Source organism: Pseudodesulfovibrio sp. zrk46 (assembly GCF_012516435.1).
GTDB lineage: Bacteria > Desulfobacterota > Desulfovibrionia > Desulfovibrionales > Desulfovibrionaceae > Pseudodesulfovibrio.
On sequence record NZ_CP051216.1, the window covers coordinates 2,912,466 to 2,936,111 of the forward strand.

The window sequence follows — 23,646 nt, forward strand, 5'->3', positions numbered from 1 at the left end:
CCGAAGGTGCACTGTCAATGATATTGGACTATCTCTTCAGCATTTCAGCTACGTTTTCCAAGACCTCTTCCGGTGTGATCCCTGCGAGACATTCGTATCCCTTTTCGCAAGGTTTGCCGCCATGAAGAGAGCAGGGACGACAGTTCAGATCTTTCTCCAGAACTCGGTCGAGCGGTCCGGCAGGATAGAAACCCCAGACTTTGGCAGTGGGACCAAACATGGCAAGGGATGGGGTGTCTACGCCGCTGGCTAGATGCATGGGGCCTGAGTCGGCTGTCACCAGTAAATCGGCCTGACTGAGCAGAGCACAAGTCTCACGCAAGTCGGTCTTGTTGGTCAGGTCATGGTCATGGCCAGGGATGAGCGGTTCCTTGTCGCGTCCAACGATGATCCAATCCATGTCTGCGCTGGCCAAAAGGCCGGTTAACGCTTTCCAGTGTGCCCTCGGCCACTGCTTTGCCGGGTGCGTAGCGTAAGGATGTATTGCGACCAGTGGTCTGTCACCGGTCAGATGCTGCAGACGAAGTGCTGCATCATCCTTCTCAAACTCCGAAAGATAGATTCGCGGGACCAGTCGCTCGGCTTGAGCTGGTTTTTCTCCGTAAGCCATGGCGTATCTCTGAGGTACGGTGGTGGCTTCCAGTCTCTTGCGAAAGACCTCCGCGTGGGTACGATCGTACAAACGGCGTTCAAGTCCGAATTTGGGGTATCGCTTTACTTCTCCTTTCCAAAAGAAAGAAAGGATCCGTGATCGTAAAGTGCCATGTAGATCGAGCAAAGTATGCCCTTGATATAGAGATGCAAGGCGGGGAGCTTCTTTTAGCCAGGCCTTTCCTTTGAGGATAGCATCGTCAAGAGTGATGACATCTTGGACGGCGGGGTGTCTTTCCAGAAGCGGCGCATTTCCGCTGCGAGTGATGAAGATGAACGTGTCACAGTGAACTTCCTGCCAGTGAGACAGAACACCTGTGGTCAACGCCACATCACCCATGTGGCTGAGGCGGAATACAATTTTCGGATTTTTTGCGCCGTTGTGAGTCATGCGGTTGAGTTTGCTTTTATTGGCACGGAAGTCAAGAGATGATGGGCAAAGTGTGAGGAACATGTTTTTATTTTTTTCCTTCTTGCACCAAGTTGCGTGACATGTTTCTATCTGCTAGATTTCTTTATCGAGATTCCGGCCCGAGCCGGACAGAACCAGGAAGTAACAAACTGAAATGTTAGAACTCATTCTTGCGGTCAGTGTGGCCGTTTTTGTCTCTATGTTTTGCTCCGTGGCTGAGGCTGCATTGTATTCGATGAGTTGGGCAGACATTGAGAAACTCATGACGAGTGGTCGTAAGTCGGCCAAAATATTACACAAGCTTCGTTCCAATGTAGATGAGCCTATCACGGCAATTCTGACTTTGAACACATGCGCTCATACAGCAGGTGCTGCTGTTGCCGGTTGGGCATGGGCCAATTTGTATGGAAAAGAGACTCTTTGGGCCTTTACAGCAGGCTTTACAGTAATTATTCTCATCTTTACTGAGATTCTCCCGAAAACTATCGGTGTGGTTTACAGTGAACAGATTGCACCGCCATTGGCGCGACCGCTCAGAGGCTTGGTTTGGATATTCAAACCTATCATTGCTCTGATGGGAATCCTTTCAAGCGCGGTGAGTAAAAAGGATGAGGGGCCGGATCATACAGAAGATGACATTAGGGCTATTGTTTCCCTGACGCGTCGATCAGGGTCGATCAAACCGTACGAAGAGCAGTCTATCCGTAATATTCTGCTGCTGGACACCAAAACGGTTGAAGAAATCATGACGCCGCGCACAGTGGTGTTCTCGTTGCCTTCGGATATGACCGTAAGTCAGGCGCGGGAGTTGCAACCTACGTGGCCGCATAGTCGTATCCCGGTCTATGATGAAGATCAGGAAGACATTGTGGGTGTGGTCTACAGGCGGCAGGTGCTTGAGGCCTTGGCCGATGACAGGGATGACCTCAAGCTGAGTGACATCATGCGGCCGGTCCGGTTCGTTTTGGCAACCATTACGCTGGATAAGTTGCTGGTGAAGTTTCTAGGCAGCCGACTCCATTTGTGCGTCGTTCTGGACGAGTATGGCGGAGTGGCCGGAGTCGTGACTTTGGAAGACGTGCTTGAAGAAATTTTGGGAAGTGAAATTGTTGACGAGACCGACCAGGTAGTGGATATGCGTGAACTCGCACGCCAGCAGCGTGATGAGTTGACGGGAAACCTCGGCAAAGACGGCGACAGCAATGACAAGTAGCGCGATGCGCATGATTACAAGGAATACATAATGGCGAAAAGCAACAACAAAGCGGTTTATGCCGTGGCTCTGCTCTTGTTCTTGGGCGGCCTCGGATACCTTATTTTCTCCGGGCTGACTGAGGACAGTGTCTACTTCCTCAATGTTTCTGAAGCTCTTGCCGAGGACCGGAGTCAAATCAAACAGGCACGCTTGTTCGGCAAGGTGTCTCCTGAGAATCTCGCCATCGCCGAAGGAAAACTTGGCGCAGCCTTCGATCTCGTTGATAAAATGGAAGCAGGTAAATCTTTGCGCGTAGAGTTCAAAGGAGCACTGCCTGATACATTTAAAGAAGACGTGGAAGTCATCGTTGAAGGTGGTTTTACCCCTGACGGAAAGACTTTTGTCGCCCGTACCCTTGTTACCAAATGTCCCTCCAAGTATGAGGAGCAGAGCAAGGAAATGGAGAGCCAGAAAGGCTAACGCCATAGGCGTTTCGGCCTTTGGCGATGAAAAGACAGGTAGCCTGCCGCTTCGCGGTGGTCCTGTCTTTTTCTTTGTCCGGGATATGGCGCTTTCGGGGGAAGTGAAATTTTGTTCACATGGTTGCCCGTTTGATTTATCCCAGTCTATCGCAGTTTGACTTTGATCATGGACGCGGCCGCCTGATGTGCGGTATGTCTGCGCATTAGTACGACGTTTCTGAAGGAGTTTCTATGCATTTGACCGGTTACGTGGGCCTGCTTTTCGCTTTGCTCGCCTTTTTGTTCCTCGCGGTTTGGGCCGGAGTCGCGGCCTGGAGCGACAAAGAAGACGCCCTCGGGCTCATTGAGCGCGGCCAGATTATCGGCAGTGGTGGCGTTCTCTTTTCGTCGATGATTCTGCTTATCTCTCTGGCTTCCCGCGACTATTCCTTTGAGTATGTCTATGACAACGTCGATAATGCGCTGTCCTTCGTATATACCCTCACTGCCTTTTGGGGCGGACGCGAAGGTTCACTGCTGTTTTGGGAATTGATCATTGCCGTGTCAGGCATGATCTATGTGTACACGCCGGGGTACCGGATGCTCGCACCTAAAACACGGTTGTATTTCTGGATGTTTTTCCTCGCAATTCAGGGCTTCTTCCTGCTCCTGCTTACGTGCTGGTCCAATCCGTTCATCGAGATGATTCCTGCGCCTTCTGATGGTCGCGGTCTGAATCCCTTGTTGCGCAACCCGGGCATGATCTTCCATCCGCCGCTGCTTTTCCTCGGTTTCGCCATGTACGCTATCCCGGCAGCATGTGCCTTGGCATCTTCCATCGCCGGTGAGCAGAAATCCTGGATTACTGCATCCCGCAACTGGAACATCCTGTCTTGGGTTTTCCTGACCGCAGGCATCGTGCTGGGCGGTTGGTGGTCCTACATGGAGTTGGGCTGGGGTGGATACTGGGCATGGGATCCGGTCGAAAATGCCTCCCTGATTCCGTGGTTCGCAGGTACCGCCGTGCTGCATACCTCCATCATTGAGGTTCGTCGCAATGCGCTTCAGCGTACTAACGTTTTTCTGATGTCCATGACGTTCCTGTTGTGCATCTTCTCTACCTACCTGACTCGTTCGGGCGTTATTGATTCTCTGCATAGCTTCGGCGAATCCCCGGTGGCCATCCCGCTGTTCTGGGGGCAGGTTGCCATTATCGTGATCACTCTGATGGTGACCTTCATGAGTGAACGTCCCACCTACCGTACTTTGTCCGACTTCATCAGCCGACAGGGAATGCTGGTCATTACCGCTTGGTTCCTGTTGGCACTCGGTATGGTTGTTACTCTCGGAACCATGTGGCCCGTCATCAGCCAGATTTGGACTACCAAGTCCATGGGATTGGATGCAAACTTCTACAATCGTGTTTGCCTGCCGTTCATGGCTGTGCTGGTGTTGATCTTCTGCTACTGTCCTTGGCTTGGCTGGAAGGGCGGAATCCGTAATAAAATTGGATTTGGCGCTGTTTCCGGTGTGCTGGTCGCAGCTCTGATCACCTTCTACGTCTCGGGTATGACCAAGCCATTGGCCGCGCTGACCGCTGCCGCATCCGTGGCCGCTGTCGTGTCCATTATCATGTTGTTTGTGCTTAATCCGAATCTTCGCAAGTCTCGCCAGTCTTGGGGAGCTTACGGTATTCACCTTGGCCTGGTGCTCATGGCTCTTGGTATCGCCTTCTCCGGTCCGTACAAGATTGAGCATGAGTTTGTGTTGGCTCAGGGCGAGACTGCTCAGCTTGGCGATTACCAGATCAAGTACCTCTCCATGGTGGAGGACAACACTCCCGAGTTGCTCGCTCGCGCTACCACCACTTTGGAAGTGACCAAGGATGGAAAGGTGATCGGCCTGATGCAGCCCGACAAACGTATTTACAAGAACTTCGAACAACAACAGTTCGCTGAAGTTTCCACTATCTTCAGCCTGGGTGACGAAGTCTATTCGACTTTGCTTGGGTTCACCGAAGGCGAGAAGGCCAGCTTCAAGATCAGCGTGAATCCGCTGGTGAACTGGGTCTGGATTGGCGGCACTATCATGTGCATTTTGCCGTTCCTCGTTCTGCGTCGCATTCGTCGACCTGAGGAGACCGAGTAATGGCTGGAGGTAAGCCGTTTTTGACGGTGAAACGAGCTGCCAAATTTTATGGCAATAAGCTCGTCTTCAAAGATATCTCCTGTGAGGTTGGACCGGGCCAGATTATGCTGGTCGCTGGCCCCAACGGTGCAGGTAAATCAACCCTCATGCGTATCATGGCAGGGCTGTCCAAGCCGTCTGCCGGTGATGTGGCGCTGGGATTGGAGCCGGAGGAGGTTGCCTATCTTGGGCATTCCACCTTCATTTATCCGGGGCTTTCCGCACTGGCTAATCTGAAGTTCTGGGCGTCCATGTACGGCATTTCCGCTTCCCGTGATGAGCTTATGGTTCTGCTTAAGCGTGTTGGGCTTGAGCGTGCCGCGGAAGAAAAGGCTGGCTCCTTTTCCCGAGGTATGGCGCAGCGTTTGAATTTGGCCCGTATCTATCTTGTGGAGCCCAAGCTCATCTTCTTGGATGAGCCTGGAACCGGTCTTGATCCCAAGTCTCTGGCGACACTGCGCCGTGAGATTGTTGGCTTTCGAGATAATGGCACCAGTGTGGTCTGGATTAGTCATCACGTAGCGGAAGATACCGCCTTGGCTGACACTGTGCTGGCCATTGGTGGCAAGAAGCTGGAATACTTTGGGCCTGCATCTGAATATCAGGTGGAGGTGTGTGAATGCTAAAACGCACCGCTGCCTTTGTTTCTAAAGATTTGAAGCTCTCCGTGTCCGGAGGGCAGGGGATGGTCCAGGCGGTATTGCTGGGATTACTCCTCATATTCATGTTTTCGTTGTCCAAGCCGCTGGGCGGAGCCATTTCGCCACAGGCCGCAGGAGCCATTTTCTGGCTCGCTTCGGCTTTTGGACTGGTGCTGGTCTTCAATGACTTGTTTTCCATCGAAGAGGCCAACGGCGCGCGTATCGGTATTTTGTCCTCGCCTGCGCCCGTTCATGCCGTATGGATCGGTAAGGGGCTTGCCGGGTTGACCTTGCTGCTCATTTCGCAGCTGGTTTTTCTGCCGGCAACTGTAGCCTTTTTGGGGCAAACCGTTTCCGGTCCATGGTGGCTGTTGCTGGTGACTTTGGTTGGTGCTGATATCGGCCTTGTTGTCATTGGCGCGCTGCTCGGTGCGCTGAGTCAGGGACAGGCTGCCCGAGAGTCGCTTTTGTCGGTCATCGTATTTCCACTTCTGTTGCCAGTGCTGTTGGCTGGAATCACTTTGTTCGGCATGTGTTTTTCGCCCGAAGCCGTGGAAGGTACGGATAATTGGCTCGGATTAATTTTTGCTTTTGATTGTTTGTTTGCAGGGGCTGGCCTGTTCCTGTTCCCGTTCGTCTACAGTGGGGAAGAGTAGAGTATGAAAGTGAAGGTTCTCACCGCATTGGCAGTTCTCGCCATTTTGGTTCACCAGTATATGATCTGGTTCTATGCACCCATAGCCCAGTCTGGACCGGTGCAGAAGATATTCTACATGCACCTGCCGTGTTCCTGGTGGGCGCTCATGTCTTTCTTCGTGGTGTTCGTGTCCTCCATCCTCTATCTCTTCAAACGAGATGATAAGTACGACCGTATCGCTGGTGGAGCCGCCGAACTTGGTGTGTTGTTTGCCACCTTGGCTCTCGCAACAGGTTCTGTTTGGGCTCGCGCCGAGTGGGGGCATTGGTGGATCTGGGATCCCAAGCTCACCACTGCTTTGATCATGTGGTATGTTTACGCGGCGTATCTCGTCCTGCGAGTCACCCCCATGGGCCGCGATCGCAAGGCTCTTGTTTGTGCCGTGCTGGGTATCGTCGCTTTCCTTGATGTCCCATTGGTCTTCTTTGCCGCAAAGCTGTGGGGCAGTGCTCACCCTGATGGTGTGGCGCGCCAGAGCTCCGGCATGGCCGTCAAAATGTGGCACACTGTATTCGCCGGTCTCATCGCTTTCGGGTTTGTCTGGGGTTCCATTTTGCTTGCTCGTGTGAAGCAGTTGGGCCGTCAGGCAGAGTTGGAAGCAAAGCTCGTTTGGGACGAAGAATAGAGTTTGGTCGAATTTTCAAGAGTAAGTCCGTAATTTTCATATAGATTAACTACCCGTAGAATAGGGAGAAAATATGTCTGCAACCACTTATCTCATCATAGCCAACAGCCTCGTCTGGATTGGCATCGCGGGATACCTTGGTTTCCTGGCTTCCAGGGCATCGGAATTGAAAAAGCGTGAGCAACAGATTGAGCTCTTGGGAGGCGGCGATGACAGCTAGCACTGTATCTTTCGGCCGTAAGTCGGTCATTTTGGCGGTTATCATTTCCGTGGCCGCCATGTTTGTTACCAGCTTTGTCTATCGAATGAATAATCCGAATCTGTTTGTGCAGGTGAAGAAACAGCAGGGGCCTCAGCAACCTGTTGATCATGATCACGATGGCGATGGAATTCAGGATGATGGCCCCAATGCGGGAAAGCGGACTTCTGACGTCATGGGCCAAGGCATGGGCGGTAGCATGGGACAGATCAGGGAATTCATGGCTGCAGTTGAGGCCAATCCCAATGACACCAAAGCGCTCGTAAACCTCGGTAACGCGTTCTTGATGATGCGTGCATGGGACCGTGCTCTTGAGCCGCTCCAGAAGGCTAATGAAATTGATCCCGGAAACATCGGTCTGCTCAAAGCTATTGGCATTGTCCACTTCAATAAGCAGGAGTTTCAGAAAGCTGCTGACGTCTATAAGGAGATCCTGGAGATCGAACCGAACGATTCTCTGGCATTGTTCAATTCAGGGGTCATTTACAAACATTATTTCGAAAAGCCTGATGAAGCCCGAACTTATTTCGAGAAGGTTATTGCCGTTGAAAAGGATGACCAGGAAATCATAAAGATGGCCAAGCAGGAGCTCGAGTAGAAAAAATAATTAAAAATCAAGTTGTTGGTGTGACAGCTGATCTGTCATATCGTATTGACAAGATTTGCAAATTAAATACAATGCTTCATTGCACTTGGAAAAGCGTGGGGAGACGCGTTTTCAAGTCTCTGAAGCATTTTTGCAACTTCTAGTTGTGACTGTTGGAACCCTTATACATTTAGGAGAGGAAGTATGAGAAAACTGTCTCTGATCGCGTTGAGCCTCGTTATGGCCTTCATGCTCGCCGCATGCGGCGGTGAAGAACGCAAAAAAGACAACGAAGCTGACGTAGAAACCGGCGAAGCTACCGCTGAAAAAATTGTTCTTGGCGTAGCCGGTGCTCATTCTGGCGACCTGGCCTCCTATGGCCTGCCTACTGTTAATGCCGCTAAGCTCGCCGCAGCCAAAATCAACGCTGCCGGTGGTGTCAATGGCGCCATGGTTGAAGTCGTCGCACAGGACGATCAGTGCAAGCCCGAGTTGGCTACCAACGCCGCCACCAAGATGGTTTCCGACGACGTGAAGATCGTTCTCGGTCACATCTGCTCCGGCGCCACCAAGTCTGCTCTGCCCATCTATCTCGAATCCGAGATCGTTGTTATATCTCCTTCTGCTACCAACCCGCCTCTGACTCAGTCCGGCGAGTACCCGAACTTCTTCCGTACCATCGCTCCTGATGATGCACAGGCTGCTCTCGAAGTTGCCTTTGCCAAGGGGCTTGGTCTCAAGAACATCGCAGTTATCCACGATAAGGGTGACTACGGTAAGGGTTTTGCTTCTTTCTGCAAGCAGTTCATTGAGCAGGAAGATGGCATCAACGTCGCTCTGTTTGAAGGCGTTACCCCCGGCGCAGTTGATTACTCCGCCGTTGTTCAGAAGATCAAATCCTCCGGTGCTGACGGCGTCATCTTCGGTGGTTACCATCCTGAAGCTTCCAAGATCGTCACTGGTATGCGCAAGAAGGGCCTTGAGATTCCCTTCCTGTCTGATGACGGTGTGAAGGATGATACCTTCATCAAGGTTGCCGGCAAGTACGCTGAAGGCGTTTACGCTACCGGTCCGATGGACTTCTCTTCCAACGCCCTGTTCCAGGAAGCCGTTGAAGCTCACAAGAAAGAATTCGGTTCCGATCCCGGTCCGTTCTTCCCCGAAGCTTACTCCGCCGCTCTGGCTCTGATGAAGGCTGTTGAGAACGCTGGTTCCACCGACTACGCAAAGATCGTTGACGCTCTGCGCACCAAGTACGTTGACACCCCTGTTGGCAAGATCAAGTTCGACGCCAAGGGTGATGCTGAAGGTGTTGGCTTCGCCATCTACCAGGTTAAAGACGGCAAGTACGTGGAAGTTAAGTAATTGTTGATTTAAGACTATGAACGGCCAGGGGGCAGGTGTATGCCTGTCCCCTGGTGTCATATTAATAGACGGACTAATTTATGGATTATTTTCTGGAATTGCTCTTCGGCGGACTGACCCGAGGCAGCATCTATGCTCTCATCGCCCTTGGCTACACTATGGTCTACGGCATCATTGAGCTTATCAATTTCGCCCACGGCGAAATCTACATGATCGGCGCATTCACTGGATTGATCGTGGCTGGGCTGCTGACCATGCTTGGTTTCCCTGGCTACTCAATCCTGATTATCGCCATGATCTGTGCGGTCATCTGGGCCGCAGCCTATGGCTATACCATTGAGAAAGTTGCGTACAAGCCCCTGCGTGGCGCTCCGCGTCTTTCTCCTCTGATTTCTGCCATCGGTATGTCCATTTTCCTGCAGAACTACGTGATGCTCTCTCAGACCTCTGACTTCCTTCCCTTCCCGGAACTCATTCCTGAGTTCGAATTTATGAAGGGTATGGGCTCCATGCTCAGTTCCTCTGAGATGGTCATTGTTGTGACCACCATCATGGTCTGCATCGGTCTGACTCTGTTTATCAAGTACACCAAGCTGGGTAAGGCCATGCGTGCCACTGCCCAGAACCGCAAGATGGCTATGTTGGTCGGCATTAACGTCGACATGGTCATCTCTGCCACCTTCGTCATCGGTTCGAGCCTGGCAGCTGTTGGCGGCGTTCTCATCGCCTCCCATATCGGCCAGATCAACTACTTTATCGGGTTCATCGCAGGCATTAAGGCTTTCACCGCTGCAGTGCTTGGCGGCATTGGCTCCATCCCCGGCGCCATGCTTGGAGCCCTTGTGCTCGGTCTGACCGAGGCGTTTGCCACCGGCTACGTCTCCTCTGACTATGAGGATGTCTTTGCATTCTGCCTGCTCGTTCTCATTCTGATTTTCCGCCCCTCTGGAATCATGGGTAAGGAAAAGGTCCAGAAGGTGTAACTTTGACGATAAGGCTACTCGAAAGAAGAGCCTGAGAGGAATATATCGTGACTAACTTAAGCAAAACAATGGATCAGCAGGGCTTTGTGCAGTCCTTTCTGGCCGCCGGATGCGAGAATTTCGCAGAGGCGCTCAAGAAGTCTGCATTGGCTGCTGTCTGGTTCGTTTTCCTGACCTTCCCCATCATGGTGATCAAGGTCGATACCATCGACAAGACTGTGGTGTGGCGTTGGGAAAATATGGCGTATATCGCCCTTGCCGTATTTTTCGGTTCGTTCTTGTGGCGGTGGATGTTGGCTCGAAAAGAGCTCAAAAAGGATGAAGTTAAGCAGGAGACGAAAGTCGAATCGTTTCTGACGATGATTCAGACGACTCCGGCCATCAAGTACACTCTGCTTGTCATTATCGGTGTCGTCGCTGCCATCGCTCCGCTGAAATTCAACATCATGGGCGACAAGTTTCAGCTCTTCAATCTCTATCAAACCAACATCATGATCTCCTGCCTCCTGTACATCGTACTGGGTCTGGGGCTGAACATTGTTGTCGGTTTGGCTGGTCTGCTTGATCTGGGCTTTGTTGCTTTCTATGCTGTAGGTGCCTATGCCTACGCCTTATGCAACATGCACTGGGATATCGGTTTCTGGTACATGCTTCCGGTTGGTGCCGCTCTTGGTGCCATCTGTGGTGTCATCCTCGGTTTCCCGGTCCTTAGGTTGCGGGGTGACTACCTCGCTATTGTAACATTGGGATTCGGTGAAATTATCCGACTGGTCCTGGAAAACTGGGGCGAGGTCACCATGGGCCCCTCCGGTATTTCTTCCATCGCCCGTCCTGGCTTCTTCGATATGAAGCTCGGTGTAATCGGTTCTACCAACTACATGTATTACATCATGATTGGTATGGTTCTGTTCACCATCTTCTGCGTCAATAGACTCCAGAATTCCCGCATTGGACGAGCCTGGCTTGCCCTGCGCGAGGATGAGATTGCCTGTCAGGCAATGGGCATCGACAAGATGAAGACCAAGCTTATGGCATTCTCCTTGGGGGCAACCTGGGCCGGTATGGCTGGTGTTGTGTTTGCCGCAAAGACGACCTTCATCAATCCGGCGTCTTTCACCTTCTGGGAATCTGCGATCATCCTTTCCATCGTCGTTATCGGTGGTATGGGGTCGGTTCGTGGTGTTATCGCTGGCGCTGTCATCCTGATTCTCGTTCCGGAATACCTGCGTGACTTCGCTGAATTCCGCATGCTCCTGTTCGGTGCCATCATGGTCTTGGTTATGGTCTTCCGACCTCAGGGCCTGATCAGTGCCAAGCGTAAGATCTACGAATACAAAGCTACAAAGACTGCGGGTGCACCTAATGAGTAATCCAGTTCTCAACGTTAATGCCGTGAGTAAGGACTTCGGAGGCATCCGTGCTCTGGATGAAGTCGATCTCGTAGTGCACGACAAGGAAATTGTGGCCCTCATTGGGCCAAATGGTGCAGGAAAGACCACCTTCTTTAACTGCATTACAGGTATATATACTCCGACCAGTGGCGATGTGCTTATTGACCCTGATTCAACAGGTAAGCCCCGTCGAATTAACGGCAAGAAGCCGAATATAGTCACCGAACTGGGCATGGCGCGTACCTTTCAGAACATCCGCTTATTTCCGTCCATGACTGCACTTGAAAATGTCATGATCGGAACCCACTGCCGCACCAAGTCTTCGGTCTGGGGAGCTGTCTCCCGCAACAAGGCCACTCGTGAAGAAGAGCAGGCAGTGATTCAGCGCAGTTATGAATTGCTAGAATTGGTGGGGTTGGATCAATACTGCAACGAAGTTGCCTCGAATATAGCGTATGGTAAGCAGCGAAGGCTGGAGATAGCTCGAGCCCTTGCCACTGATCCTTTCCTGTTGTTGCTGGATGAGCCCGCAGCAGGCATGAATCCTCAGGAAACCCTCGATTTGGAAGAGCTCATCGTGGACATCCGCGAGAAGTTCGATATCTCCATTATGCTCATCGAACATGACATGAAAATGGTCATGTCCATGTCCGATCGCATTTATGTGCTTGACTATGGGCGCATGATCGCCGAGGGTACGCCGCAACAAATCGCGGCGAACGAGGATGTCATCAAGGCTTACCTCGGGGAGGAGCATGATGACTAAAATATTAGAACTCAGTAACGTCGACAGCTTTTATGGCAACATTCAGGCTCTGTACGACGTTAACCTCCATATCGATCGTGGTGAAATTGTTACCTTGATCGGCGCAAATGGCGCAGGCAAGTCCACCACCCTCATGACCGTATGCGGTGTGGTTCAGGCCAGAAATGGTTCGGTCGTCTATCAGGACGAGGAGATCACCAAGGTGGCTCCGAATCAGATCGTGGCCAAAGGTGTTTGCCAGGTGCCGGAAGGTCGTTTGATTTTTCCCGAACTTACCGTTCAGGAAAATCTGGATATGGGCGCGTTTATGCGGAGCGATAAAGAAGGCATTGCGCGCGATATGGAATATTGTTACGACCTGTTCCCCATTTTAGCGGAACGTCGTAAGCAGCCGGGCGGCAATCTGTCCGGTGGTGAGCAACAGATGTTGGCTATTGGCCGCGCCCTTATGGCCCGTCCCAAGTTGTTGCTCCTCGATGAACCGTCGATGGGCCTTGCCCCATTGGTGGTGAAGCAGATCTTTGAGATCATTAAAAAGGTTAACGCGGAAAGCGGTACCACTATTTTCCTGGTGGAGCAGAACGCGAACCTTGCTCTCAAGATCGGGCACCGAGGCTATGTCATGGAGAATGGGCGGATAGTGCTCACCGACTCCTGCGACAAGCTGCTTGCGGACGAGCAGGTGAAAAAGGCCTACTTGGGGCTGTAAAAAGAAAAGGCGAAGGCCGGGCGGAAACGCCCGGCCTTCTTCATAATAGGTAGTTTGTTCCGACAATCACAAGCTGTGTGAGCGGCTTATAATCGTATTGATCAGAACATTCATTTATATACGTAGAACACTAACGCTCTGGAGGACGATATGAGCAAGATACTTGATAAGGCACTGACTTTCGACGACGTACTGTTGTTGCCGGGCTATTCCAATGTGCTGCCCGACGCAGTGGATGTTTCCACTTACCTGACGCCACAGATCAAGCTGAACATTCCGCTCATATCTGCGGCCATGGACACTGTCACTGAATCCCGTATGGCTATTTCCATGGCACGTTACGGTGGTGCAGGTGTCATTCACAAGAACATGTCCGTGCGTGAGCAGGCGCGTGAGATTGATCGCGTCAAAAAGTCTGAATCCGGTATGATCTCCGATCCCCTCACCGTTCATCCCGACGATGATCTGGGCAAGGTGAAGGCCATTATGGCTGAGTACCGTATTTCCGGTCTGCCTGTTGTTAAGGGCGACCATCTGGTGGGTATCATCACCAACCGTGACATCCGGTTCGTGAAAGATGAAAACCCGCTGGTTTCCGAGTTGATGACCAGCCGCAACCTCGTCACCGTGCCCGAGGGCATCGATAACGATGAGGCCAAGCGTAAGCTGCACCAGCACCGCATCGAAAAGCTGTTGGTGGTTGATGAGGATGGACGCCTTAAAGGTCTCATCACCATCAAGGATATCAACAAGCACAAGAAGTATCCTGATGCTGTTAAGGATGGCAGAGGGCGCCTGATTTGTGGTGCAGCCATTGGCATCGGACCTGACTGCCTGAGTCGTTCTGAGGCTCTGTTGCATGCTGGTGTTGACTTCCTGGTACTGGATTCTGCCCATGGTCATTCCGAGAATATCCTGAAGTCCGCTCGCGAACTGCGTGCCGCTTTCCCGAATGTCCAGCTGATCGGTGGTAACATTGCTACTTATGAAGGTGCCAAGGCGCTGATCGAGGCTGGTGTAGATACCGTCAAGGTTGGTATCGGCCCCGGTTCCATCTGCACCACTCGTGTGGTAGCCGGTGTCGGCGTCCCGCAGATTACCGCAGTAATGGAAGCCAATCGCGCAGCTCGTGAAGCTGACAAGTGCATCATCGCTGATGGTGGCATCAAATACTCCGGCGACGTGGTCAAGGCTCTCGCTGTGGGTGCCAATGTCTGCATGATGGGTTCTGTTCTCGCAGGCACCGATGAGTCCCCGGGTGAAACCATCTTGTACCAAGGCCGTACTTATAAGCAGTACCGCGGTATGGGCTCCATCGACGCCATGAAGAAGGGTAGCTCTGATCGTTACTTCCAGGAGAAGTCCAAGAAGCTCGTCCCTGAAGGCATCGTTGGCCGTGTGCCTTACCGTGGTATTGTGGGTGATACTATCTTCCAGTTCATCGGTGGTCTGCGTTCCGGTATGGGCTACACCGGTTCTGCTACTCTTAACGACCTGTACGAAAATTCTCAGATGGTTCCCATTTCCCCGGCTGGTCTCCGTGAGTCCCACGTCCATGACGTGACCATCACCAAGGAGTCTCCGAACTACCGTGGCGATGGCTAAATAAAGCAATTAGTATGGGGGAGAAGCCTCTGATGAGGTTTTTCCCCCAGCCTCATTCCATATTTTGGTAGAGAAACCTGAAGCGGGAGTGGCGGCAATAATTCAAATAGCGGTGTATAGTCGTCCTGTCAGAAGGGCGACTGCTGAAATGAACGTAAGTTCAGTGTATTTCCCAATAGCGGGCCTAAGCCGTATAGGTGCGGCAGGCAGCGCTGCTTCCCACCTCTCTTCACCCAGCGCAAGGCGCATTTCCGATTGTATTGATAGGTGAGAGGGGATCGGGGGGCGTAGACATCTTCTTCTTTTCATTTTTTGTGATGTGAATTAGAGAGGTACGCATGCACGACAATAGAGTACTCATTCTTGATTTTGGCAGCCAGTTCACCCAGCTGATCGCACGTCGCGTGCGCGAAGCGGGTATCTATTCCGAGATCCATCCGTGTAACGTCGATCCCGAACGGGTCAAGGCGTTCAAACCGTCCGCACTGATTTTGTCGGGTGGTCCTTCCAGCGTTCTGGAAGGCGGATGTCCGGACCTGAACATGGAATATATGGAAATGGGCATCCCGGTGCTTGGCATTTGCTACGGCATGCAGCTCCTGGCCCACAAACTCGGCGGTAAGGTTGTATCCTCCACCGACCGCGAATACGGTCGCGCACAGTTCTCCGCATTGAACGACTGCGTACTGTTTGACGGTATTGATGAGAAAGAAGACCTGACCGTTTGGATGTCCCATGGTGACCGCGTTGAAGGTCTGCCTGAAGGCTTCCTGCCCATGGGCAAGACCGACTCCATTGAGTTCGGCGCCATGGGTAATGACGAAAAGAAAATTTATGCTCTTCAGTTCCACCCGGAAGTTGCTCACACCGAGCACGGCGAGAAGATCATCCAGAACTTCCTGTTCAAGGTCGCTGGTCTGGAATCTTCCTGGTCCATGTCTTCCTTCGTGGAAACCTGCATTGAGGATCTGAAGAAGCAGGTTGGTGATGACAAGGTAGTTCTGGGCCTGTCCGGCGGTATTGATTCCACCGTGGCCGCAGTGCTCCTGCATCGCGCCATTGGCAAGAACTTGCACTGCATCTTCGTAGATAATGGTCTGCTTCGTATGGGCGAGAAAGAAGAAGTCGTCGGCTTCCTGGCCGAACACTTTGATCTCAACGTCAAGTTCGTTGATGCAGCCCAGGAATTCCTGGACGACCTCAAGGGCGTTGAAGATCCCGAGAAGAAGCGCAAGCTCATCGGTTACAAGTTCATCGAAGTTTTTGACCGTGAAGCCAAGGCCATTGATGGCGTAAAGTGGCTCGGTCAGGGCACCCTGTACCCGGATGTTATTGAGTCCGAGTCTTTCAAGGGCCCCTCTGCTGTTATCAAATCTCACCACAACGTTGGTGGCCTGCCTGAGAAGATGAATCTCAAGCTGGTTGAACCGCTGCGTGAACTGTTCAAAGACGAAGTGCGCCGCGCAGCCTACGAACTGGGTCTGCCTGAGCACATCATCTGGCGTCAGCCGTTCCCCGGTCCGGGCCTGTCTATCCGCATTATCGGTGAGGTTACCGAGGAGCGTCTGGAGATTCTGCGCCTCGCAGATAAGATAGTTCAGAACGAAATGGTTGCCTCCGACTGGTATCGTAAGGTATGGCAGGGCTTTGCCGTGCTGTTGCCGCTCAAGACCGTTGGTGTCATGGGTGATGACCGCACCTACGAGAATGTTATTGCCCTGCGCGTCGTTGATTCCATCGATGCCATGACCGCTGACTGGTCTCGACTGCCCAGCGAACTGCTGGCCCGCATGTCAAACAGGATCATCAACGAGGTCAAGGGCGTCAACCGAGTTGTCTTGGATATCTCTTCCAAGCCGCCGAGCACCATCGAGTGGGAATAGGCACTCAAAAGTGACGTTGCCGGGAAGGCGTCATGTCTTCCCGGCAATTTGAAAGGAATTGCATATGTTTGGAGTTGGTGGACCGGAACTGTTGATCATCTGTGTGGTGGCGCTCATCGTCATCGGCCCCAAAAAATTGCCTGAGATGCTGCGTTCTCTGGGCAAGGGGGTTGCCGAGTTTAAGCGCGTGGGGAACGACGTTAAGTCCACCCTAGACGACGAAGTGAGCAAGGCCGAAACTGAAGCCCGCAAGCGTGAAGTGGACGAGGAACTCGCCCGCCGTAAAGCTGAAAAGGCCAAGATGGAAGCCGAGACTGCAAAGGCAGAAGCGGAAACCGCCAAGGCTGAACTGGAAAAGGCCCAGGCAGAGGCTGTCACCGAAGCCGCCAATGACAAGGCCTAATTTCGCATGAGTTCCGAAAAAGACGAGAAGAAGGAAATCACCTCCGAAGAGCCGGTGGTGAACTCTCCTGACGAAACCCCGGATGACGACCCCTCTCTTGAAGATGCAGGCATGCCTGTAGCTTCTGAAGAGGAAATTGCCGAAGCTGAACAGAACCTTGCTGTTGCCGATGGTGACGCTAGCGATAACGGTACTGATTCTGCTGAGGATACACCTGAAGAATCTGACGGCGAAGAGTTCGAAGAAGACGAAGAAGGGCATATGTCTCTTCTTGATCATCTTGGCGAACTTCGTCTGCGCTTGACGCGCAGTTTCATTGCCATAGCTGTCGGTATGCTTGCCTGTTACAGCTTTGCTGACAAGATGTTCGACATCCTCATGGAACCGATGATCAAGGTGTTCCAGAAGCAGGCCGCGAACAATCCCATCCTGTCGGGTGAGTTCTACGATCAATTCCGCAATTTACTGACTGGCCTTATGGGTGAGAGAGGACTGCCCACCGATCAGGTGGACCTGTTCGTTGATGCTCTCCAAAAGTCCCTGATGCAAGTCGCTCAGGAAGGGCACTTTCAGTATACCTATCCTGCAGAAGCTTTCTTCTCTCATATCAAAATTTCTATCGTAGCGGGTCTGTTCCTTGTCAGCCCATATGTGTTTGCTCAGATCTGGGGTTTTATTGCTCCCGGTCTTTACGCTCATGAACGCAAGTGGATGATTCCGATGGCGCTTATCTCGGCCATCTTCTTCACAGCTGGTGCAGGGTTCGGCTACTTCGTCGTTTTCCCGTTTGGTTTCGAGTTCTTCGCGAGCTTCTCTACCGAGGGTATTCAGTTTACACCGAAACTCAATGAGTATTTGAGCTTCTGTCTGAAGTTGCTGTTTGCATTCGGGTTTGTATTCGAACTGCCGTTGTTCATATTTTTCCTTGCACGGATGGGCATGGTATCCTCCAAGGGGCTGCGTGAAAAGCGTAAGTATGCCATCCTTATCGGTTTTGTTTTGGCAGCTATCCTGACGCCGCCTGATCCATTTACCCAGTGCCTCATGGCGGGGCCGCTGATCATCCTTTATGAGCTCGGCATCTGGGTGGCATTCTTCTTCGGTAAGAATGAGAAACGTCACCAGCAAAAGCGTGAGGCCGAGGAAGCAGCCAAGCAGGCTGAATTGGATGCCGCCGCCGCTGAAGCAAAAGCTAAAGAGGACGAGCCTGAAGAGCAGGCTGATAAGGCATAAAAACAATGATCCGGGCGGGATTGCCAAAATTGGCGACTCCTGCCCGGTTTCTTTTTCTAGAGTTTTTGTATACAGTCGCGCTCAAAGAGCAATTGTATTCTTTACTAAGAAAGGAGAGCGCTATGGCTGGGCGCAAAGCCACGGTGGAACGTACCACCAATGAAACTGACATCAAACTTTCTCTCAATCTTGAGGGCGAGGGGCGTGTCAATGTTGATACAGGCGTGGGGTTTGCCGACCACATGCTGACCCTGTTTGCCTTCTGGGCCGGATTCGATCTGGACCTCACTTGCAAAGGCGACCTGGAGATTGACAGCCATCATACTCTTGAAGACATCGGCCTTTGTCTTGGACAAGCACTGTCCGAAGCCTTGGGCGACAAGAAAGGCATTGTTCGTGTGGCATCTGCCAAAGTGCCCATGGACGAAGCTCTTGCAGAAGTTGTCATCGATATTTCCGGCCGTCCTTATATCGTCTACAATGACGAACTGCTGCCAGCAATTATTGCTGGCGATGAGAAGGACGTTTGGCGTGAATTTTTGAAGTCTTTTGCTTTCAAGGCGGGCATGAATCTGCACGTCAAGTTTGAGTACGGCCAGAATGGCCATCACCTGCTGGAAGCCGCGTTCAAGGCCATGGGCATCGCTTTGGGCCAGGCCAGTCGTATTGGACGTAAAGGTGTTTCCAGCACCAAAGGGAGCCTCGACTAATGCAACGCAAATTCTCCATCTTCCTGTTGTTGGTCCTGTGCCTGTCGCTTATGTCGGTCGCCGGTTGTGGCACCAAGAAGCGTACCGCAGCTGTCCCGCGTCCTGAGGGTAAGCTTGCTGTCGCAGGTTTCAACAATCCTGTTTACAACTGGCAGATTCTGGCTGGTTACCTTGACCAGGAAGGTCAGCCTGTCCCTGATGGCACTCTTGAGACGCTGAATCAGGTGTTGACCGACACTCTGGCTAGTCATCAGGTCTTTGATTACATCACTCCGGATGCGGTTCGCCCGTGTGAAGAGGTTGTGGTATTCGAAGAATCCGGTTTGCCCAAGGTCTCTGCATGGAAGTACTGGCTTGGTGTAGGCAAATGCGCACAGGCTGATTTGCTTCTCGTGCCACAAGTTACCTACTGGCGAGAGCGTGTTGGTAGCGACTATGGCGTTGAGACCCCGGCGTCTGTATCGCTGGAATTTTATCTTATTGATGTAAAGAACGAACGAATGACTCGTGCTCGTTACGAGGAAACCCAGGTGTCGCTCATTGAGAACCTGTTTACCGCCAAAAAGTATGATTCACGTGGTGGTAAGTGGGTAACTGCGACTCGGTTGGCCTCGGATGGCATAGACGAAAAACTTATGGAACTCGGATTATGATTCTTTTTCCCGCTGTTGACATCAAGAACGGTGAGTGCGTCCGCCTTGCACAGGGCAAGGAAGATCAGGTCACCGTATTCGGTAGTGACCCTGTTGCGCAGGCCCGTCACTGGGCTTCCCTTGGCGCTCGCTACCTGCACGTAGTTGATCTGGACGGTGCCTTCTCGGGCATGCCCAAGAACTTCGAACTGATTAAGTCCATCTGCACCGAGATTGATATTCCGGTTCAGCTTGGCGGTGGTATTCGCGATATCGCAACTGCAGAGAAATATATTGAAGCCGGCGTACATCGTCTGATTATTGGTACTATGGCATTGGAGGAGCCGGATTTGTTCTCTGATCTCTGCAAGGCCCTGCCTGGTCGTATTGGCGTGTCTCTTGACGCCGTTGACGGTCAGTTGAAGACCAAAGGCTGGGTGGAAGATGCCGGGTTGACCATGGATGATGTGCTGCCGCGTCTTGAAAAAGACGGCATCCGTTTCATCGTATACACCGACATCTCTCGCGACGGCATGCAGACTGGTGTGAACGTGCAAGGATTGGCTGACTTGTGTGCCAAAACTTCCATTCCTGTCATTGCTGCAGGTGGCGTGCACACCATGGATGACATCAAGAACTTGTACCCACTGTCCAAGAAAGGTTTGGAGGGTGCAATTTCCGGTCGTGCCATCTATGTTGGTACTCTGGATGTGAAGGAAGCAAATACTTGGATTGACGAACAGTAAGTCTATCTGACCATATGATTAATGCGAAGGCCTCTTCCCAACAGGAAGAGGCCTTCTTTGGTGTTGTGTGGGGAGATTTGTTGACCTGTTGTGACAGCGCAGCATTCAATGCAAAAAAAGGGAAGCGCTCGTAAACGCTTCCCTTAACACTAATGATCTTGTCTTTTACTTGTCGGCTTTGAACAGGTGAACATCGGTTTGCGGATAGGGGATGGAGATGCCTTCCTGATCAAATACGAGTTTTACTTTTTCTGTGAGAGCGAAGTACACACCCCAATAGTCTTCAGTCTTGACCCAAGGGCGGACATTGATATTGACTGATGAGTCCGCGAGTGCCGAAACCATGATCTGTGGTGCTGGTTCCTTGAGTACACGGGGTTCTTCGGAAACAATTCGCTCAAGCACTTGCTTGGCCTTGAGAAGATCGTCATCGTATCCGATGCCCATAACAAGGTCTACTCGACGGGTATCATTGGCAGTAACGTTAATGATATTACCTGAGAGGATCGAAGAGTTTGGTACGATGATGACTTTGTTATCAGGAGTAGTCAAAACAGTGTTGAAGATCTTTATGGATGTGACGGTTCCACTTTCACCACCTGCAGTAACGTAGTCTCCCTTCTTGAAGAAGCCTAACATGATGAGCATGACGCCTGCAGCAAAGTTAGAAAGGGAGTCCTTGAGAGCAAGGCCAACAGCAAGGCCGGCAGCACCGAGGACAGCAAGAAATGAGGTTACATTGATCCCGGCCTGTCCTAACGCCATGATAATAATGGCGGCTAACAGTGCGTAGTAGATGATGTTGCGCAGGAATGAGCAGAGGGTCTCGTCCACTCTGGATTTGCTTAGGAGTTTGTGGGTGAGCATGGACAGACGCTTGGCGATAAGTCGTCCGATGACAAAAATTAGAAGAGCGACGAGTATGTTGAGACCATGGGTGGTCACCATAGCAATGGCTTCTTCCAATAATCCCTGAACAGTCTGGGGATCGAGTAGATTCATATATCCTCCTCAAATGAAATTAGTTTCGTGATTGGGAACCAATATCATATTGATACTGAGGGGGGAATCAAAAAGGTGTTTGAATATAGGCTACAGTTTGCCCCATTTCTCGGTTTCTTCTACTCGGATGTATTTTTGGAATGTATAGTAGAATCCAGCCATTGCGTTGTAGAATCCTGCCTTTCCATCCAGTAGGCCTGCTTTGAGAAAATAGAGTTTGATGAAGCGTATGGTGCCATGAAGGAGTCCCTGGAGCAGTCCTCCCTTGCGGCCCTTTTCGCGTAAAGACTTGGCACCTTCTTCGGCATAATAGTTGATTTTATCCATATGTTGCTCGAAGGATTCATATGGGTAGTGAAGGATGTCTCCGGACAGCTTGTCAGTCTTGCCGAGAGCTTCAAAGTGATAATGCGCTCCAGAAGCCGTCACCTTCATCTTGTCAAGGCGAAACACGCGAAACAGGTAATCGGGGTACCACCCAGAGTGCTTCATGAAGCGATTAAAGTAGTATGAGCTTCGGGGAGTGTAGTAACCGGCCACAGGCTCATTGGCCGAAAGTTTGACTTGAATATTATTGCGGAGTTCATCCGTCAGCATTTCATCCTGATCAAGGGAAACGACCCAATCGGTTTTGATCTCAGAGAGGGCGAGTTCGAACTGGGCCACTGGGCCAGGCCATGGATTGACGATGACTCGTGCTCCATTGGCTTCGGCAATTTCAATGGTTCTGTCAGTGGATTGAGAGTCCACCACCAGTATTTCATCGCAGAAATCGAGCGATTTGAGGCAGTCGTCGAGCCAACGTTCGCCATTGAGTGTAAGGACCAGTCCGGTCACGGTTTCGCGCATTGTTTTCTCCCAGAATTGAAGCTGGCGCATGGTAACGGGTTCGGGCTGTCTGGTCCAATGAAAGATTGTATGGGGGGATCGTGCTTACTTGTTGTCATCTGTATATGGATTATACCCTTTTGCACTTCAAACAGGATATTACGAAGATCCTTTTTGGATAGTAAAGAGCCCATGAAGAAAGGGCCCTGCTTCCAGTGGAAGCAGGGCCCTTGTTTTTGTCTGTTTGGCTAAGACCTACAGGTCGGTGCTGTGATCAGCGTCGCGGGGATTGACTTCGTCCGGCAGAGGATCGTTGCAATCCTTGCAGGGGAGAATCAGGTTCAGAACCACACCTATGATACCGGCCAGGCCGATGCCGCCGAGTTTGACGATGACCAGATCGAAGCTCATGCCGCCGATACCGAAGACCAGAATGATGGCCACGATAGCGAGGTTGCGGGGGAGCATCAGGTCATTGCCTGCGCGCACTAGGGTGTTGATGCCGATGACGGTGATAGCGCCGAACAGCAGGATCATGATGCCGCCCATAACCGGAACCGGGATGGTGTTCAGGAATGCACCGAGCTTGCCTACGAAGGCGAGGATGATAGCGGTGATGGCAGCCCAGGTCATAATGGCCGGGTTGAAGGCGCGTGTCAAAGCTACGGCACCGGAAACCTCGGAGTAGGTGGTGTTCGGGGGGCCACCGAGGACGGCTGCCAGAGAGGTAGCGACACCGTCGCCGAGCATGGTTTTGTTGATGCCGGGATCTTTCACGTAGTCTTTGCCGGAGATACCGCTGATGGCAAGAACATCACCGAAGTGTTCAATTGCCGGAGCAATGGCGACCGGAACGATGAAGAGGATAGCTTCCAGGTTCCATTCGGGGAACGTGAAGTTGGGGATTGCCAGCACTGGGGCAGAAGCTATTTTGTCAAAGCTGACCAAGACCGGAGCGGTCCAGTTCTGGAGCTGGCCGGGATCAAATGCGGCCTGCTGTGCAGCGGAGAAGCCGGTGGCGTCCAGAATCAGGGAAGTGACATATCCAGCAACGATGCCGAGCAGGATGGGGATCAGCTTGATCCAGCCCTTGCCGAGCAGAGAAGTAAAGATGGTGGTGATAAGAGCTACGCCAGCAATAATCATGGCGGTGGTGTTGGGGACCAGCCAAGCAGAACCGTCACCGGTGCGGCCCATGGCCATATGCACAGCAACAGGAGCCAAGATCAGGCCAATAACCATGATAACAGGACCGGTAACTACTGGAGGAAGTACTCGGCGAAGCATATCGGAGCCGTAAATGGAGATCAGGAAGCTCAGAACAACATAGAGCAGGCCTGCACCAAGAAGGCCGCACATGGTGGCCGGGATACCCCAAGTCTGTACGCCGTAGATGATGGGGGCGATAAAGGCGAAGCTCGATGCCAGGAAAACGGGCACTTTACCTTTAGTGATAACCTGGAAGACAAGGGTGCCTGCACCGGCGGTGAAAAGTGCCACGTTGGCGTCAAGCCCGGTCAGCAGAGGTACCAGGACCAGCGCGCCGAAAGCAACGAATAGCATTTGTGCGCCCAGCAGGGCGTCTTTGGGTCTAAAATTGTAATCAGTGGAATGGATGTTACTCATCTCTACTCAACTCCTCTCTTTTTGGTCTTGCCCGCAAGCCCAGTCGCATG

24 protein-coding genes are annotated in these 23,646 nt (G+C 51.9%); 20 read left to right on the forward strand and 4 right to left on the reverse strand.

From position 1 onward, the window contains the following. Positions 1-28: 28 nt before the first annotated feature. Positions 29-1,105, reverse strand: a complete 1,077-nt coding sequence (locus HFN16_RS13105) for a glycosyltransferase family 9 protein (RefSeq protein ID WP_247648336.1) — start codon at positions 1,103-1,105, stop codon at positions 29-31. Positions 1,106-1,217: 112 nt separating this feature from the next. Here HFN16_RS13105 and HFN16_RS13110 point away from each other — a divergent pair, with 112 nt between their 5' ends. From HFN16_RS13110 to hisA, 20 genes are all read left to right on the forward strand, one after another. Beyond that, complete coding sequence (locus tag HFN16_RS13110; RefSeq protein WP_168891184.1) at positions 1,218-2,276, forward strand: hemolysin family protein; 1,059 nt, start codon at positions 1,218-1,220, stop codon at positions 2,274-2,276. Positions 2,277-2,306: 30 nt separating this feature from the next. Continuing rightward, positions 2,307-2,738: a cytochrome c maturation protein CcmE gene (locus HFN16_RS13115; protein ID WP_168891185.1), complete on the forward strand. Its 432-nt coding sequence runs from the start codon at positions 2,307-2,309 to the stop codon at positions 2,736-2,738. 233 nt (positions 2,739-2,971) lie between these two features. After that, positions 2,972-4,867, forward strand: coding sequence for a cytochrome c-type biogenesis CcmF C-terminal domain-containing protein (locus HFN16_RS13120; RefSeq protein WP_168891186.1), 1,896 nt, complete (start codon positions 2,972-2,974; stop codon positions 4,865-4,867). After that, complete coding sequence (locus HFN16_RS13125; RefSeq protein WP_168891187.1) at positions 4,867-5,532, forward strand: ABC transporter ATP-binding protein; 666 nt, start codon at positions 4,867-4,869, stop codon at positions 5,530-5,532. The genes HFN16_RS13120 and HFN16_RS13125 overlap by 1 nt, the downstream gene beginning before the upstream one ends. Beyond that, positions 5,526-6,203, forward strand: coding sequence for a heme exporter protein CcmB (locus HFN16_RS13130; protein WP_168891188.1), 678 nt, complete (start codon positions 5,526-5,528; stop codon positions 6,201-6,203). The genes HFN16_RS13125 and HFN16_RS13130 overlap by 7 nt, the downstream gene beginning before the upstream one ends. Positions 6,204-6,206: 3 nt before the next feature. Then, positions 6,207-6,869, forward strand: a complete 663-nt coding sequence (ccsA, locus tag HFN16_RS13135) for a cytochrome c biogenesis protein CcsA (protein ID WP_168891189.1) — start codon at positions 6,207-6,209, stop codon at positions 6,867-6,869. A gap of 73 nt (positions 6,870-6,942) precedes the next feature. Beyond that, on the forward strand, positions 6,943-7,089 hold the full coding sequence (locus tag HFN16_RS13140; RefSeq protein ID WP_168891190.1) for a CcmD family protein: 147 nt from the start codon (positions 6,943-6,945) through the stop codon (positions 7,087-7,089). Beyond that, positions 7,079-7,726 (forward strand): tetratricopeptide repeat protein, encoded by a 648-nt coding sequence (locus HFN16_RS13145; RefSeq protein WP_168891191.1) that lies wholly within the window; start codon positions 7,079-7,081, stop codon positions 7,724-7,726. The genes HFN16_RS13140 and HFN16_RS13145 overlap by 11 nt, the downstream gene beginning before the upstream one ends. Before the next feature lie 192 nt (positions 7,727-7,918). Continuing rightward, positions 7,919-9,079: a branched-chain amino acid ABC transporter substrate-binding protein gene (locus HFN16_RS13150; protein ID WP_168891192.1), complete on the forward strand. Its 1,161-nt coding sequence runs from the start codon at positions 7,919-7,921 to the stop codon at positions 9,077-9,079. A gap of 80 nt (positions 9,080-9,159) precedes the next feature. Beyond that, on the forward strand, positions 9,160-10,062 hold the full coding sequence (locus HFN16_RS13155; protein ID WP_168891193.1) for a branched-chain amino acid ABC transporter permease LivH: 903 nt from the start codon (positions 9,160-9,162) through the stop codon (positions 10,060-10,062). 68 nt (positions 10,063-10,130) lie between these two features. Then, the gene (locus tag HFN16_RS13160) at positions 10,131-11,432 is read left to right on the forward strand and encodes a DUF3382 domain-containing protein (RefSeq protein ID WP_168892362.1); all 1,302 of its coding nucleotides are present in this window, start codon (positions 10,131-10,133) and stop codon (positions 11,430-11,432) included. Next, positions 11,425-12,219 (forward strand): ABC transporter ATP-binding protein, encoded by a 795-nt coding sequence (locus tag HFN16_RS13165; protein WP_168891194.1) that lies wholly within the window; start codon positions 11,425-11,427, stop codon positions 12,217-12,219. Before HFN16_RS13160 ends, HFN16_RS13165 begins: the two co-directional genes overlap by 8 nt. A 1-nt stretch (position 12,220) precedes the next feature. Then, entirely contained in the window at positions 12,221-12,928 is a 708-nt protein-coding gene (locus HFN16_RS13170) for an ABC transporter ATP-binding protein (RefSeq protein WP_168892361.1), read from the forward strand. 150 nt (positions 12,929-13,078) lie between these two features. Beyond that, positions 13,079-14,533: an IMP dehydrogenase gene (guaB, locus tag HFN16_RS13175; RefSeq protein WP_168891195.1), complete on the forward strand. Its 1,455-nt coding sequence runs from the start codon at positions 13,079-13,081 to the stop codon at positions 14,531-14,533. A gap of 338 nt (positions 14,534-14,871) precedes the next feature. Next, positions 14,872-16,416, forward strand: coding sequence for a glutamine-hydrolyzing GMP synthase (gene guaA / locus HFN16_RS13180; protein ID WP_168891196.1), 1,545 nt, complete (start codon positions 14,872-14,874; stop codon positions 16,414-16,416). Between the two features lie 64 nt (positions 16,417-16,480). Next, positions 16,481-16,819 (forward strand): Sec-independent protein translocase protein TatB, encoded by a 339-nt coding sequence (tatB, locus tag HFN16_RS13185; protein WP_168891197.1) that lies wholly within the window; start codon positions 16,481-16,483, stop codon positions 16,817-16,819. Between the two features lie 6 nt (positions 16,820-16,825). Continuing rightward, entirely contained in the window at positions 16,826-18,052 is a 1,227-nt protein-coding gene (gene tatC / locus HFN16_RS13190; protein WP_168891198.1) for a twin-arginine translocase subunit TatC, read from the forward strand. A gap of 122 nt (positions 18,053-18,174) precedes the next feature. After that, complete coding sequence (hisB, locus tag HFN16_RS13195) at positions 18,175-18,762, forward strand: imidazoleglycerol-phosphate dehydratase HisB (RefSeq protein WP_168891199.1); 588 nt, start codon at positions 18,175-18,177, stop codon at positions 18,760-18,762. Next, positions 18,762-19,415 carry a hypothetical protein gene (locus HFN16_RS13200; RefSeq protein ID WP_168891200.1) on the forward strand — a complete coding sequence of 218 codons (654 nt, stop codon included), beginning with the start codon at positions 18,762-18,764 and terminating at the stop codon, positions 19,413-19,415. Before hisB ends, HFN16_RS13200 begins: the two co-directional genes overlap by 1 nt. Beyond that, entirely contained in the window at positions 19,412-20,140 is a 729-nt protein-coding gene (hisA, locus tag HFN16_RS13205; protein ID WP_168891201.1) for a 1-(5-phosphoribosyl)-5-[(5-phosphoribosylamino)methylideneamino]imidazole-4-carboxamide isomerase, read from the forward strand. The genes HFN16_RS13200 and hisA overlap by 4 nt, the downstream gene beginning before the upstream one ends. A gap of 165 nt (positions 20,141-20,305) precedes the next feature. Here the strand turns inward: hisA and HFN16_RS13210 are convergent, their stop codons facing one another. The 3 genes from HFN16_RS13210 to HFN16_RS13220 all read right to left on the reverse strand — a co-directional run bounded on the left by HFN16_RS13210 (position 20,306) and on the right by HFN16_RS13220 (position 23,596). Further along, a complete protein-coding gene (locus tag HFN16_RS13210; RefSeq protein ID WP_168891202.1) occupies positions 20,306-21,142 on the reverse strand; it encodes a mechanosensitive ion channel domain-containing protein in 837 nt (278 codons plus the stop codon). A gap of 90 nt (positions 21,143-21,232) precedes the next feature. Next, positions 21,233-21,991, reverse strand: coding sequence for a glycosyltransferase family 2 protein (locus HFN16_RS13215; RefSeq protein WP_168891203.1), 759 nt, complete (start codon positions 21,989-21,991; stop codon positions 21,233-21,235). A gap of 234 nt (positions 21,992-22,225) precedes the next feature. Continuing rightward, positions 22,226-23,596 carry a uracil-xanthine permease family protein gene (locus tag HFN16_RS13220; protein ID WP_168891204.1) on the reverse strand — a complete coding sequence of 457 codons (1,371 nt, stop codon included), beginning with the start codon at positions 23,594-23,596 and terminating at the stop codon, positions 22,226-22,228. Between the last annotated feature and the right edge of the window lie 50 nt (positions 23,597-23,646).